The sequence below is a fragment of the Chryseobacterium cheonjiense genome, assembly GCF_012927265.1.
GTDB classification, from domain to species: Bacteria; Bacteroidota; Bacteroidia; order Flavobacteriales; family Weeksellaceae; genus Chryseobacterium; species Chryseobacterium cheonjiense.
In genome coordinates this window covers 1,738,666-1,752,722 of the sequence record NZ_JABBGF010000001.1, presented here as the reverse complement: position 1 = coordinate 1,752,722, position 14,057 = coordinate 1,738,666, and the positions used below count along the sequence as shown (strand labels likewise).

The window sequence follows — 14,057 nt, the reverse complement described above, 5'->3', positions numbered from 1 at the left end:
GTTTGTTATAATAAATAAAAAATGAAACATTTCGCAGAGCTTATTAACGCCTTGGAAAGCACCAATAAAACCAATGCTAAAATCGATGCTATCATTGATTATCTTGAACGTGCGCCGGATGAAGATAAAGTTTGGTTTATAGCGCTGTTTACGGGTAAACGTCCGAAACGAAATGTCAATTCCAATTATATGAAAGAATGGGCACTGGAAATCACTCAGCTCCCCTTCTGGCTTTTTCAGGAAAGCTACTCTTCGGTAGGTGATCTTGGGGAAACACTTTCATTAATTCTGCCTCCACCTACACAAAAAATTGACAGATCATTATCCGAATGGATGAATGAGATTACGGATCTTAAAAATAAAACCGACCAGGAAAAAAAAGAATTTGTCCTTCGCTCTTGGAACGGTCTGGATTATACAGAACGCCTGATCTTCAACAAACTTTTAGGCGGCAGTTTCAGAATTGGGGTTTCCGATAAGACTTTGATCAATGCTTTAACAAAATTTTCACATCAGGAATCAAGTACATTAATGCACAGTCTAATGGGAAAATGGCAGCCTGACGAAGTTGATTTCCGCGAGTTGATTTCCGCAGAAAATATCAATCCGGATAATTCAAAACCTTATCCTTTCTGCCTTGCGTATGCTTTGGAAAAAGAACTGGAAGAATTAGGACAGCCCGATGAATGGCTTATTGAATACAAATGGGATGGAATCCGCGGACAGATCATTCGCAGAAATGATGAAGTGTTTATCTGGTCCAGAGGCGAAGAACTGGTTACCGAGCAGTTTCCGGAAATAAAAGAAGTTGTTCAGAACATGCAAGGTGACTTTGTGATAGATGGAGAAATACTTGCGGTAAAGGATGGTAAAGTTTTAAATTTTAATGAATTACAGAAAAGGTTAAACCGTAAAACTTTAACTAAAAAAATGCTTGCAGAAATCCCGATTCAGGTTTTTGCATATGATTTATTAGAATTGGAAAATAATGATCTCCGTGAAAAGCCGATCTCTGCAAGAAGAGCAATGCTGGAAGAATTACTGCTCAACGAAAATCCTGAATATATTAAAATTTCAGAAGCGATAGCATTTGAAAACTGGGATGAATTAAATAATATTCGAGAAAATTCCAGGGATATCAATAGCGAAGGATTAATGCTGAAACAGAAAAATTCACCGTATCATTCCGGCAGGAAAAAGGGAGACTGGTGGAAATGGAAGATTAATCCTCTGACGATTGATGCAGTTCTTATTTATGCACAGAAAGGAAGCGGAAGAAGGAGTGCTTACTACACCGATTATACGTTTGCCGTAAAAAATGAAGACAAGCTGGTAACCATTGCAAAAGCTTATTCCGGACTTACGGATAAAGAAATTATGGAGGTCAGCAAATTTGTGAATAAAAACGCTATCGAGAAATTCGGACCGGTAAGAACCGTAAAAGCAGAACTTGTTTTTGAAATTGCTTTTGAAGGCATCGGGTTCAGCAACCGACACAAAAGTGGTGTTGCCCTTCGTTTTCCGAGAATTTTAAGATGGAGAAAAGATAAAACGGTGGATGAAATTGATGATCTTGAGGAAATTAAGAAACTGATACAGTAATTTAAAATGAGAAAGAATGAAATTAAAAAGTGTGCTGAATGAAAAGTCACTTTGAACGAAAATGCTTTCATTTTTTAAGATAATTCATTTACACTCATTGCGTTTGAACAAAATTAAAATAAAACTTGACAACATTCGAAAATACCAACGGATTCAAAATCATTCAGCAATGGATGGCTGATAAAAATATTTCCCCTTTCAGGTTTCAGATCGAAACCTGGCGGAAATTCGGGAATGGTTACAGCGGAATGGTTGTCGCGCCAACAGGTTTCGGAAAAACCTATTCAGTATTTTTAGCATTAATTTCAGATTTTCTGAACCGTCCCGAAAAATACGGGAAAGGCTTGAAAATGATCTGGATCACTCCTCTTCGATCACTTTCTAAAGATATTGCCAAAGCGATGCAGGAAGCCATTGATGAAATCGGTTTAGATTGGGCAGTAGGTGTCAGAAACGGAGATACGGATCCTAAAATCCGTCAGCAACAGGTTAAAAATATGCCTGAAATTCTGGTGGCAACCCCCGAAAGCCTTCATTTGCTCTTCGGGCAAAAAAAACATCAGCGGTTTTTTCAGGGTTTACAGACCATTGTGATTGATGAATGGCATGAACTCCTCGGTTCCAAGCGCGGCGTTATGGTTGAACTGGGAGTATCCATGCTCAGAAAATATGTTCCCAAAATTAAAGTCTGGGGAATTACGGCTACCATCGGTAATCTGGATGAAGCTATGGAAGTCCTGATCCCTTATGATATTAAAAAGACTACCATTACGGCAAAAGAAAAAAAGAAAATCGACATCCTCTCTGTATTTCCGGATGAAGTGGAAATTCTTCCGTGGGCTGGACATCTCGGGCATAAGCTGGCAGATAAGGTGGTTCCGATTATCCTGAACTCCAATTCAACGATTGTTTTTACCAATACCAGAAGCCAAAGTGAAATGTGGTATCAGCTTTTACTGGATGCGTATCCTGATTTTGCCGGACAAATCGCTATCCATCACAGTTCGATTGATGCTCATTTAAGAATCTGGATTGAAGAAAACCTCAGCAACGGAAAACTGAAAGCGGTGGTATCAACCTCATCTTTAGATTTGGGAATTGATTTTAAACCGGTAGATACAGTTATCCAGATTGGTTCTGCAAAAGGCGTTGCAAGATTTCTGCAGCGGGCCGGACGAAGTGGCCACTCTCCTTTCGAAACCTCTAAAATTTATTGCGTTCCTACACATTCTTTAGAACTAATTGAGGTTTCGGCACTAAAAGAAGCTGTAAAAAATAACGTCATTGAGCCTCGTGATCCTCAGGTGCTGTGTTTCGATGTATTGGTACAATTCCTGATGACGCTGGCCATCGGCGATGGCTTTTATCCTAATGAAATGTATCCGCAAATCAAAGAAACGTTTGCCTTCCGCGAGATGACCGAAGATGAATGGAAAGGCATCATGGATTTTTTAACCATAGGCGGAAAAGCACTGAAAAGCTATGAAGAATTTCATAAAGTAGTTATTGATGAAACAGGTTTGTATAAAGTAACTTCACGAAGAATTTCCATGCTCCACCGGATGAATATGGGCGTCATTGTAAGTGATGCCATGCTGAAAGTAAAATTTATTTCCGGCGGTTATATCGGTATGGTGGAAGAATATTTTATCTCAAGATTAAAAAAAGAGGATAAATTCATTCTTGCCGGACGCGTCCTTGAAGTCGCCATGATTAAAGATATGACGGTTTTTGTACGGGCTTCTAAAGGAAAGGCTTTTGCACCGAGCTATTTGGGCGGAAGACTGCCGTTAAGCTCCAATCTCGGGCGTTTTTTAAGGGAAAAGCTTTCGGGTGCACTGAATCCTAAAGCCCCGGAAAAGGAGTTGAAATTTCTCCATCCGTTGCTGGCGAATCAGGAAGAGCGGTCCCATATTCCCGAGGAGAATGAATTTTTGGTAGAGTTAATTAAAAACCGCGAAGGCTACCATTTATTTATGTATCCTTTTGAAGGAAGGCTTGTTCATGAAGTTATGGCGGCGCTTATTGCGTACCGTATTTCAAAGCTGGCTCCGATTTCATTTTCGATGGCCATGAACGATTATGGTTTTGAATTATTCAGTGATAAAGAAATTCCACTGAATGAAGATAATTTGGAACAGATTCTAACCCGTGAGAATTTGATGACCGACGTTATTTCAAGTATCAATGCTGCAGAAATGGCTAGACGTAAATTTCGGGATATTGCGGTAATTTCGGGAATGGTGATTCAGAATTTCCCGGGACAGCAACGTTCCAATAAATCGCTACAAAGTTCCGCAGGTCTTATTTTTAAAGTGCTTGAAGATTACGATCCGGAACATTTTCTGGTAAGACAGGCTTATACTGAAGTGTTCAATATGCAGCTTCAGGAGCAAAGGCTTGTAGAAGCATTTAAAAGAATTGAAAAATCAAAAGTTATTTTGAAATTTGCCAATTCCTTTACCCCGTTGAGTTTCCCGATAAAAGTAGACAGTCTCCGTCAGACCCTGTCAAGTGAAGATTTAGATTCCAGAATCAAAAGGCTGGTAGATCAGGCAAAAAAGATCAGGTAATTATCCTATTCTTTTGCCGAGGATGATCAGTGTTCTTTCTATGCCATCTAATACCGCTACATCAGGAAATGTTCCCCAGTCTTCAAAGCCAAAATGTCTGAAAAGCTTCAGGCTCGGTTCGTTATGAAGAAAAATAAATCCCAGTAAGGTCTTTACACCGAAGTTTCCGGCATTATCAATACAATATTGCAGAACTTTTTTACCGAATCCTTTTCCGCGGCAGTTTTCATCCATATAAATGCTGACTTCCACTGTTCCGTTATAAGCAGGCCGGCCGTAAAATGACGAGAAACTTACCCAGCCTAAAATATTTTTTGCAGTATCTTCAATCATCCAGAGCGGCCGAGTTTGAGGACTATGATCGTGAAACCACTGTATTCTGCTTTCCACAGAAATATTTTCGGTATCGGCGGTTACCATTCGGGAGGGAATGGTAGAATTGTAAATGTCAACAATTTTCGGTAAATCTTCAAGTGTCGCATTTCTGAAGGTTAATTCTTCCATAGGATGGCAGCATTTATCTGCAAATATACATGAAGATTTTTCTTTTTATATGATTATTCTTCGGCGTCGGGATCTTTCAGTTCTTTCAGGCTTCGGTTTAGGCTTCTGACGCTGATTCCCAGATAAGCAGCCATATCTTCCTTTGAAAGTTCCATTTCTTTAGACTTTAATTCCAGAAACTGACTCAGTGTATGTTCCGTCGTATGAAGCTGCTGGTAGGATGCCCTGCTTGAAGTATTAACGATACGCTCCGCAAAAACATCAAGCAGAAAATTATTTAAACCAAGGTCATTTTTAAGCAGATCTTTAAAATACGGGATCGACATTGCATATACTGTAACTTTCGTTATCGCTTCAATGGAGCAAAGACAAGGAACATTTTTAATGACCTCAATCTCACCGATAATTTCTCCTTTACCCAAAAATTCAACAATATATTCTTTGTCATTTTCTTCTATAAAATAGCACTTGGTAATGCCGCTTCTGATGAGCATGATCTTTGTGGAATCTTCATTCTGTGTAAGCAATCTTTCTCCTTTGGCGTAAGATTTAATAATGATATTTTCCTTTTCCGGCTGTCTCTCGTAAAGTGCTTCCAGATAGTCTAGAAATGGTTGATTCGTTCTCAGCATAATGATCCGGGACAAATGTCCTTTTTTGGTTGATATTTATTTCTGAATTTTGGACCGGAAAATTACAAAATCTAATTTTAACACATTATGAATTCTATTCATGTAATTGCTTTTGATGCCGATGACACCCTCTGGATAAACGAAACGTATTTCCATGAAGCCGAAATGGCTTTTTGTGAACTTTTTAAAGATGAACACCCCAATAAGACGGTTTCTGAAGAATTATTTGCTGCTGAAATGAAAAATCTTCATCTCTATGGTTACGGGGTGAAAGGCTTTATGCTGTGTATGATAGAAACGGCAGGAAAAATTTCAAACGGAGTAAGTTATGGGTCTTTAACTGAAAAAATTATTGAAATAGGACACGGTCTTTTACAGAAGCCTGTTGAACTTCTGGACGGCGTTGCCGAAACATTAGACCAGTTAAAAGAGCGGTATCGATTGGTAGTTGCTACCAAAGGTGATCTGCTGGATCAGGAACGAAAGCTTAAGAAATCAGGGCTGCAGGATTATTTCCATCATATTGAAATTATGAGTGAAAAAAAAAATAGCGATTATCAGAAACTGATCCGGCATCTGGATTGTAAGCCCGAACATTTTTTAATGGTGGGGAATTCAATAAAATCGGATGTTTTACCAGTATTGGAAACAGGCGGTTATGCTGCTCACATTCCTTATCATATCACCTGGGCTCACGAACACCACGAACAAAAACCGAAATCTGAACGTTTCATGGAATTTAAAAATATTCGTGAGATTTTGGATTATTTTTAAATTAAACTATCTAATATAACCACAAAAGATGCAAAAGCTATTTCACAGATGCTCTTTATTAATAAATTTTTCAAAAGAACAAAAAAGATTTTTGAGCTTATGCACTCTTTTTTACATTTGTACTGATAAGCTTTGATATAGTATTAAACTTTTGTTCCTTTTGCGGTTAAAATAAATAGAATGTCCCTAAAAACCGAAAACTTTAGGGACATTATATTTATATAAAAACTTTCAAAAATTATTTTTTCAAGCATTTCTCCAGAAACTGATCCTGTTCCCAAAGCAAATGCAGAATGTTTTCTTTCGCAACATATCCGTGAGCTTCCTTAGGAAGAAGAACCATTTTCACGGGAGCACCTAGGTTTTTCAACGCCTGGAAATACCGTTCTGTCTGAAGGGTGAATGTCCCGGGATTGTTATCGGCATCACCGTGAACCAGCAATAGCGGTGTTTTCATTTTGTCGGCATTCATAAATGGTGACATGGTGTTGTAAATTTCCGGAACATCCCAGTAATTTCTCTGCTCGCTCTGGAATCCGAAAGGCGTTAATGTACGGTTATAAGCACCACTTCTCGCAATTCCGCAGGCAAAAAGATTCGAATGTGTCAAAAGGTTGGCCGTCATGAAGGCACCGTAAGAATGTCCTCCCACGGCCACTTTTTTACGGTCGATGTATCCAAGCTGATCAACGGCGTTAATAGCGGCTTCAGCATTGGCAACCAGCTGAGGAATGAAAGTGTCGTTCGGTTCTGTTTTTCCTTCCCCGATGATCGGGAATGCGGCATCGTCTAAAACAGCGTAGCCTTTGGTCGTCCAGTATACGAAGGATCCGTAATACGGGAAAGTGAAATCATTCGGATTTTGGGTATTCTGGCCTGCGGTATTTTTGTCTTTATATTCTGTAGGATAAGCCCAGATCAGCAACGGAAGTTTTTTGGTCTTTGCCTTTCTGTCGTAACCTGCAGGAAGGTAAAGTGTTCCCGTCAAGGTAACTCCATCATTCCTTTTGTAAGTAATAACTTCCTTATAAACGTCTTTGATGCTTTCAAACGGATTCGCAAACTGGGTTACCGGTTCTGCTTTATTGGATTTTATATTTTTTTTGTAATAATTCGGATATTGGCTTGACGACTGTTGGGTCGTTAAAATTTCCCCTTTTGAAGGATTCAGAATATCGATGATTTCTTCTTTTGCATTTTTAAGATTGGAGGTGTAAAGTCTCTTCTTTTTTAAAGTCTTCATATCAATCTCATCCAGAAAAGGGTGCTGTCCGTCTTTGGTAAACCCGGCACCAATAAGGTAGGACTTTCCTCCTTTCATATCGACAACATATCTTCCGTATTGGTTTTTGGTAGTGTTAAAATTTCCGGGATCATTATACACATCCTGGTAATTTCTGTCGTCGATTACTTTAGATTCTCCGTTGTTCAGGTCGATAAGATAAGATTTTGTATTTCTGGTATCGTACCAGCCTTCTGAAACAATGGCATAATGATCATTGGTCCAGCTTGTTCCTTCATATCTTTGTTTTGTTTTAAAAAAAGACTTTGGAGCATTGCTGAATGGAGCATCCCAGGTGAAAATCTCATCCCTGAAATCTGCTGTCTTAGACTGGTCTCCGCCGTCCAAAGCTTCAGCATAAACCAATGTTGCAGGCATATCGCTTCTCCATCCCATATCTCTTTTTCCCATTCTTACGGATGAAAAGCCTTTCGGCATAATCTCATTCAAAGGAATTTCATTAACCACTTTTACAACATTTCCGTTGGTATCGTAAACTGTTGTTGTCATCGGAAAACGACTTAAAGGAACAATATAGGAAAAAGGTTTTTTAATGGTTGTAGCCATCAGATAATTTCCGTCCGGAGAATAGCTTAGCCCGGTGTACATATCCTGATCTTTTATTTTTTTAAGATTTCCCTGAAGATCGGCATTATAGATTTCGGAAGCGGTAAGAATTTCAAAATTCTTTTCATCCTGAGGGTTTTTAAGCAAATCCTGATACGTTCTGTTTTGTGAAACTTTACCATCAGAAGTTGAAACAATAGGTCCTGTCGGAAGATCTTTACTGGAATCAATCAGTGCTGGTCTGTTCTGAGGAAGAACTTTTAGCAATAAATTTTTTGAATCTTTATTCCAGGTATAAGGACTTCCTAAATTGGCATTCAGATTGTCTGAAGTGATTTTTCTTGCCGTTGCAGTTTCAAGATCGACAATCCAGAGTTCAACACCTTTATTAGTGGTATTGGTAAACGCAAAAGATTTTTCGTCCGGGGAAAATGAAGTATACGCAATTTTAGGATTTTGCGGTAAATTTTTAACCTGAACTTCCGTTTTATCATTCAGCTTTCTTACTTTCAGGTTATTGATGTAGGTAACCGAACTGGAAATATTAGTCACCGGATTTATTCTGAGTCCGCCAAGTTTCATTTCCTGCTGACTAAGATCTTCAAGGGTTTTATAAGTCGGTCGGTAGCTGAAAACAATCCAGTCTTTTTTACTGTTCATTAAGACACTCGGAGGTCTTTCATAGTCTGCCAATTTAAGGATTTCGGCAGATGGCTTTTGGTAACTGATGTTTTCCTGCGCCTGATAGAAATTAAGAAACGCAAGAAGGCAGATGGTTAACTTTATCTTCATTAAATTCTCTTTTAAGACGAATTTAATGAATTTTATATTAATCTACATTTTAAAAAATACTCTTTATACAAATGGCGTAAATAAAAAAGCAGCAAAAATTTGCTGCCTGTATTTAAATTACCACTCGGTGGCTCTTTTTCTTTTTTCGATCATATGATCTACAGAGAATTTTCCGGGACCGAAAATCATCATAAGGAGATACACTGAAAGATAGATAAGACTCAACTCACGCTTTTCAAAGGGGTCAGCTCCGTGAACAACGAAAGCTGCAATGATCATCGTAAAAATGAGAAATCCCAGTGCGACCCTCGTGAATAATCCCAAAATAAGAAGTATGGAACACGCAAACTCCGCGAAAACAGTAAGAATTAAAGATACGGTTGGTCCCATTCCCAGAAAATCGAAAAACTCGATCTTTCCGCCATCCAGAAGCATCTGAAGCTTGGGAAATCCATGAGACAGCATCGCGAAACCGATAAAAACTCTCACTACCAATAAAATAATATCTTTAAAAACTGTATTAGAATTTGTCGGGTTCAAATAGTTCATTAAGTTAAAATTTAATTAAAGATAACGAAAAATCTTCTTATATAACGGCTTTTCAGCAGTTTTTAGTCTATCGGTACCCGAAGTTTTTCAGATCTCTGTCGTTTTTTCTCCAGTCTTTTTTCACCTTTACAAAAAGATTCAGGTGAATTTTTTTATTGAAAAATTTCTCCAGATCCAATCTTGATTCTGTTCCTACCTTTTTAATGGCTTCACCTTTATGTCCGATCACAATGCCTTTCTGGGTATCTCTTTCTACATAAATAATAGAATCGATGAAGATAATTCCTTCTTTTTCCTTGAACTGCTCCGTTACCACTTCTACCGAATAGGGAATTTCTTTATCGTAGTTCAGTAAGATTTTTTCCCGGATAGCTTCATTCACGAAAAACCGTTCCGGTTTGTCGGTATACTGGTCTTTATCGTAATATGGAGGATTTTCCGGAAGCAATGATTTCAGTTTCGGTAAAATAATATCAGTATTGAAAGCATTCAGTGCGGAAATAGGTAAAATTTCAGCCTTAGGAATTCGTTCATGCCAGGTTTCAACCAGCTTTTCCAGACCTTCCTGGTTGGTTTGGTCAACTTTATTCAGCAACAGTAAGACGGGTACGGGAATTTTATTTAGCTTGTCAATTAAAAATTCTGAAGGCTCGGCTTTGTCAGTAACATCCACGATGAATAGGAATACGTCTGCATCCTGAAGGGAATCTTTTACAAAATCCATCATTTTTTCCTGCAATCCGTATTTCGGGTCCAGCACTCCCGGGGTATCGGAAAATACGATCTGCAAATCTTCTTCATTATAAATTCCAAAAATTCTGTGGCGTGTTGTCTGTGCTTTTTGGGTAACAATGGCCAGCTTCTCTCCCATTAACTGATTGAGTAAGGTTGATTTTCCGGCATTCGGTTTCCCGACGATATTTACAAATCCTGCTTTGTGCATAAAAATTATATTGAACTGCAAAGTTAATAAAACAAATCTGGTCTTTCGGCCTATTCCTGGTATTAAAATGAAAAGCCCCCGAAAATGCTTTATTTTCAGGGGCTTTTTCAATTAAATATATACTTTTATCTATTGTTGATATCTACGCGTACCGGCATTACAAATGTAGAAGCAATCATATTTTCATTTAATTTTTTGCTGTCTACTCTGTATTGAAGTTTGCTCAATACGTTTTCGATTTCTTTACTTACGTTTTTACAGTCACCTTTGGAGTGTACATTGACAATCTTTCCGTTTTCAGCAATATCAAATTTTACTTCAGAATTTACGATTCCCTGCTTGTAATCGGAATTGGTAAAATCGAAATTAGCCATCAACAAATTTCTGATTTCGCTGAATGCATCGTTTTTATTCAGCTGTACTTCCTGAATGGTGTTATTATTTGTTGTCTGTGCTTTTGCGTTATTCATTACTGTTACAAATCCACAAACTAAAAAAGAAGCGATTACTATCTGAATTTTATTTTTCATAACTCGTTGGTTTTAAGTGTTATTTTAAATTATTTACTAACTCTTTACCAAAGATATATAAAAAAATTCATATTAATTTTACATACAGTTAACATTGGGTTAACATTGTAAATTAATTTATTGATTATCAGTATTTTAAATTTTTAAAATAATTGAAAATTTAATATTGGGTGTTAATTTTGAGATGAAAAAATCTAAAAACTATTAAGTTTTAGGGGTAAAGTTTGTCAAATCGGGAACCCGAATAAGATGGCATCATATACTCTTTTGCAATAAAAAAAGGAATCTGCATTCACAAATTCCTTTATATAATTAAGTTGATAACTTTTACTCCAATTCCCTCTTCAAAAACTTCCCTGTCAGACTCTTCTTTGACTTCACAATTTCCTCGGGTGTTCCCTGGGCAACGATCTGTCCGCCGTGCTTTCCGCCTTCCGGGCCAACGTCGATGATGTGGTCTGCCATTTTGATGACATCCATGTTGTGTTCAATAATGATGAAAGAGTTTCCTAATTCTACCAGCTGGTTAATCGCATCCATCAGGATTTTTACATCTTCAAAATGAAGCCCGGTAGTCGGTTCGTCAAGAATGTATAACGTATTTCCGGTTTGCCTTTTGGCAAGTTCCGTAGCTAATTTAATACGCTGTGCTTCTCCTCCACTTAATGTCGTTGACTGCTGTCCCAATGTGATATACCCTAAACCTACATCATGTAAGGTTTTCACTCTGGAATAAATTTTTGGAATCGGCTGGAAGAATTCCACCGCTTCATCAATCGTCATATCCAGCACATCGGAAATCGATTTTCCTTTGTAACGAACCTCTAAAGTTTCCCTGTTGAATCGCTTTCCGTTGCAGGTTTCGCAATGAACATAAACATCCGGCAGGAAATTCATTTCAATTACTTTCAGTCCCCCTCCCTGACAGGTTTCACATCTTCCGCCTTTTACATTGAAAGAGAATCTTCCGGGTTTGTACCCACGGATTTTACTTTCCGGTAATTCTGCAAAAAGATTTCGGATGTCTGTAAACATTCCGGTGTAGGTTGCAGGATTGGAACGCGGCGTTCTTCCGATCGGGGTTTGGTCTACATCCACAATTTTATCGATGTTTTCAAGACCTTCAATTTTTTTGTACGGCAAAGGTTCCTGTACAGCTCTGTAAAAATGCCTGTTCAAAATCGGGTACAAAGTTCCGTTGATCAGGGAAGATTTTCCGCTTCCTGAAATTCCGGTAACCACCACCAGTTTTCCTAAAGGAACTGTAAGGTTCACATTTTTAAGATTGTTTCCGGTGGCTCCTTTCAGGACGATCTGCTTTCCGTTTCCGGCTCTTCTTTCTTCGGGAATTTCTATCTTTCTTTTTCCGTTGATGTATTGAGCGGTGATCGTGTCTGCTTTCAGCAAATCTTTTGGTTTTCCCTGCCAGAGAATTTCACCACCGAATTTTCCGGCTCTCGGGCCAATATCCAGCACCTCATCAGCTTCAAGAATCATATCCTTATCATGTTCCACCACCAATACGGAATTTCCGATGTCGCGGAGATTTTTCAGTGAATTGATGAGTCTTTCGTTATCTCTCTGATGGAGTCCGATACTTGGTTCATCCAAAATGTAAAGGACATTTACCAGCTGCGAACCGATCTGCGTTGCAAGACGAATTCTCTGAGATTCACCTCCCGAAAGTGTTTTCGAGCTTCTGCTTAAACTTAAATAATCCAAGCCAACGTCCAGCAAGAACTGAAGTCTGGTTTCGATTTCTTTTAATATTTCGTGGGCGATAATCGCATTTTTCTCTGAAAATTTATCTTTAACATCAGCCAGCCATTCTTTTAAATCGATAAGGCTTAAAGCATTCACTTCCGCAATATTTTTACCGTCAATTTTAAAGCTCAGGCTTGAAGGCTGCAGCCGGGTTCCTTTACATTCCGGGCATGTTTCTTCCGTGGTGAAATGTCTTTCAAGAAGAATGGCTTCATACGATTCCCTGTCCTCGATGATTTCTTCCATAAAAGCAATCAGTCCGTCAAAGCTTAACTTTATTTTTTTGGTAATTCCTGCGTATTTCAGGTCTTTGTTGAATTCTTTATGACAGCCGTTGTACATGTAATCCAGGGCTTCCTGCGGAATGTCCTTCATCGGCGTTGTGAGTCCCAATCCGAAAATTTCAAGGATATTTTTAATTTGGGCAAGAATCCATTTGTTTGATTTAATATCTTCCAAAGGCAACAAACCTCCCTGGTTGATGGATAGCTTAGGATTTTCAATAAAATAATCGGTGTTGATTTTTTTAATGGTTCCCAGTCCTTTACAAGTCGGGCAGCTTCCTTTCGGTGAGTTGAAAGAAAAGGTATTCGGTTCCGGCAAAGCGAGTGAATGACCGGTTTCGGCATCCATTAAGTTTTTAGAAAAATATTCAATTTCTGTGCTTCCCAGCTTTTGGATTCCGATAAGGCCTTCTCCCATTTCCATTGCGGTACGAAGGGATTTCTCCATTCTGTTTTCCGAGGCGCTTTCCCCGATAATCCAGCGGTCAATTACAATATCAATGTCGTGGGTTTTATAACGGTCGAGTTTCAGGTCATATTCAATATCCTGCAATTCACCGTCAATTCTTGCCTGTCCGTATCCTTTTTTGGCCATTTGCACGAAGAGTTCATGATAGTGCCCTTTTCTGGCTCTTACGACAGGAGCCATCAGCATGATCTTTTCGCCTTTGTAATTTTCTTTGATGGTTTCGAGAATCTGCTCTTCGGTGTAGCTTACCAGCTTTTTTCCAGTCGTTTGAGAATAGGCATCCGAAACCCTGGCAAACAGAAGTCGCAGGAAATCATATAATTCCGTTACGGTTCCTACGGTTGAACGCGGGTTTTTGTTCGTAGTTTTCTGTTCGATGGCAATTACGGGAGACAATCCTTCAATTTTATCTACATCAGGACGTTCGAGACCACCCAGAAACTGTCTTGCATAAGCTGAAAAAGTTTCGATGTAGCGGCGCTGGCCTTCTGCAAAAATAGTATCAAAAGCCAGGGAAGATTTTCCGCTTCCCGAAAGCCCGGTAATGACTACCAGTTCATTTCTGGGGATTTTGACATTGATGTTTTTCAGGTTGTGCTCTCGCGCACCGTAAACTTCTATATATTCTGTTGATTTACTCATAATTTGGTGTGATTTTACATGAAAATCACGATGTGCAAAATTACGGAATTTTATGGAATTTCCTGTGTTAAAAAATGTTAGATTATTGAGCGGTAATTTCCGGTATATTTTACCTCAATGAATTAATTACAAAAAATACCGGTATATTTT

Annotated in this window: 10 protein-coding genes; 3 read left to right on the top strand and 7 right to left on the bottom strand. The window is 38.6% G+C overall.

Going from position 1 to position 14,057, the window contains the following annotated elements; all coding sequences use genetic code 11:
- Positions 1 to 21: 21 nt before the first annotated feature.
- Entirely contained in the window at positions 22 to 1,602 is a 1,581-nt protein-coding gene (locus tag HHL20_RS07860; protein ID WP_169230596.1) for an ATP-dependent DNA ligase, read from the top strand.
- Positions 1,603 to 1,727: 125 nt separating this feature from the next.
- Positions 1,728 to 4,175 (top strand): ligase-associated DNA damage response DEXH box helicase, encoded by a 2,448-nt coding sequence (locus HHL20_RS07855; RefSeq protein WP_262888421.1) that lies wholly within the window; start codon positions 1,728 to 1,730, stop codon positions 4,173 to 4,175.
- On the opposite strand, the gene HHL20_RS07850 is transcribed toward HHL20_RS07855, so the two are convergent.
- Together HHL20_RS07850 and HHL20_RS07845 are read right to left on the bottom strand one after the other, a co-directional pair.
- A complete protein-coding gene (locus HHL20_RS07850) occupies positions 4,176 to 4,679 on the bottom strand; it encodes a GNAT family N-acetyltransferase (protein WP_169230595.1) in 504 nt (167 codons plus the stop codon).
- A gap of 53 nt (positions 4,680 to 4,732) precedes the next feature.
- Positions 4,733 to 5,311: a Crp/Fnr family transcriptional regulator gene (locus HHL20_RS07845; RefSeq protein ID WP_169231147.1), complete on the bottom strand. Its 579-nt coding sequence runs from the start codon at positions 5,309 to 5,311 to the stop codon at positions 4,733 to 4,735.
- An 84-nt stretch (positions 5,312 to 5,395) separates the two neighbouring features.
- On the opposite strand from HHL20_RS07845, the gene HHL20_RS07840 reads away from it, so the two are divergent.
- Positions 5,396 to 6,085 carry an HAD family hydrolase gene (locus HHL20_RS07840; RefSeq protein WP_394352916.1) on the top strand — a complete coding sequence of 230 codons (690 nt, stop codon included), beginning with the start codon at positions 5,396 to 5,398 and terminating at the stop codon, positions 6,083 to 6,085.
- Positions 6,086 to 6,323: 238 nt separating this feature from the next.
- On the opposite strand, the gene HHL20_RS07835 is transcribed toward HHL20_RS07840, so the two are convergent.
- From HHL20_RS07835 to uvrA, 5 genes are all read right to left on the bottom strand, one after another.
- Complete coding sequence (locus HHL20_RS07835; protein ID WP_169230593.1) at positions 6,324 to 8,726, bottom strand: alpha/beta hydrolase family protein; 2,403 nt, start codon at positions 8,724 to 8,726, stop codon at positions 6,324 to 6,326.
- Between the two features lie 117 nt (positions 8,727 to 8,843).
- A complete protein-coding gene (locus HHL20_RS07830; protein ID WP_169230592.1) occupies positions 8,844 to 9,275 on the bottom strand; it encodes a DoxX family protein in 432 nt (143 codons plus the stop codon).
- Positions 9,276 to 9,342: 67 nt separating this feature from the next.
- Positions 9,343 to 10,218, bottom strand: a complete 876-nt coding sequence (gene era, locus HHL20_RS07825) for a GTPase Era (protein ID WP_072882662.1) — start codon at positions 10,216 to 10,218, stop codon at positions 9,343 to 9,345.
- A 125-nt stretch (positions 10,219 to 10,343) separates the two neighbouring features.
- The gene (locus tag HHL20_RS07820; protein WP_169230591.1) at positions 10,344 to 10,748 is read right to left on the bottom strand and encodes a hypothetical protein; all 405 of its coding nucleotides are present in this window, start codon (positions 10,746 to 10,748) and stop codon (positions 10,344 to 10,346) included.
- A gap of 327 nt (positions 10,749 to 11,075) precedes the next feature.
- On the bottom strand, positions 11,076 to 13,907 hold the full coding sequence (uvrA, locus tag HHL20_RS07815) for an excinuclease ABC subunit UvrA (RefSeq protein ID WP_169230590.1): 2,832 nt from the start codon (positions 13,905 to 13,907) through the stop codon (positions 11,076 to 11,078).
- Positions 13,908 to 14,057: the final 150 nt, after the last annotated feature.

Bases quoted from the DNA above. Each gene is read 5' to 3' on its own strand.
- HHL20_RS07860 (WP_169230596.1), top strand. From the start codon at position 22: ATGAAACATTTCGCAGAGCTTATTAACGCCTTGGAAAGCACCAATAAA.
- HHL20_RS07850 (WP_169230595.1), bottom strand. From the start codon at position 4,679: ATGGAAGAATTAACCTTCAGAAATGCGACACTTGAAGATTTACCGAAA.
- HHL20_RS07845 (WP_169231147.1), bottom strand. From the start codon at position 5,311: ATGCTGAGAACGAATCAACCATTTCTAGACTATCTGGAAGCACTTTAC.
- HHL20_RS07835 (WP_169230593.1), bottom strand. From the start codon at position 8,726: ATGAAGATAAAGTTAACCATCTGCCTTCTTGCGTTTCTTAATTTCTAT.
- HHL20_RS07830 (WP_169230592.1), bottom strand. From the start codon at position 9,275: ATGAACTATTTGAACCCGACAAATTCTAATACAGTTTTTAAAGATATT.
- era (WP_072882662.1), bottom strand. From the start codon at position 10,218: ATGCACAAAGCAGGATTTGTAAATATCGTCGGGAAACCGAATGCCGGA.
- HHL20_RS07820 (WP_169230591.1), bottom strand. From the start codon at position 10,748: ATGAAAAATAAAATTCAGATAGTAATCGCTTCTTTTTTAGTTTGTGGA.
- uvrA (WP_169230590.1), bottom strand. From the start codon at position 13,907: ATGAGTAAATCAACAGAATATATAGAAGTTTACGGTGCGCGAGAGCAC.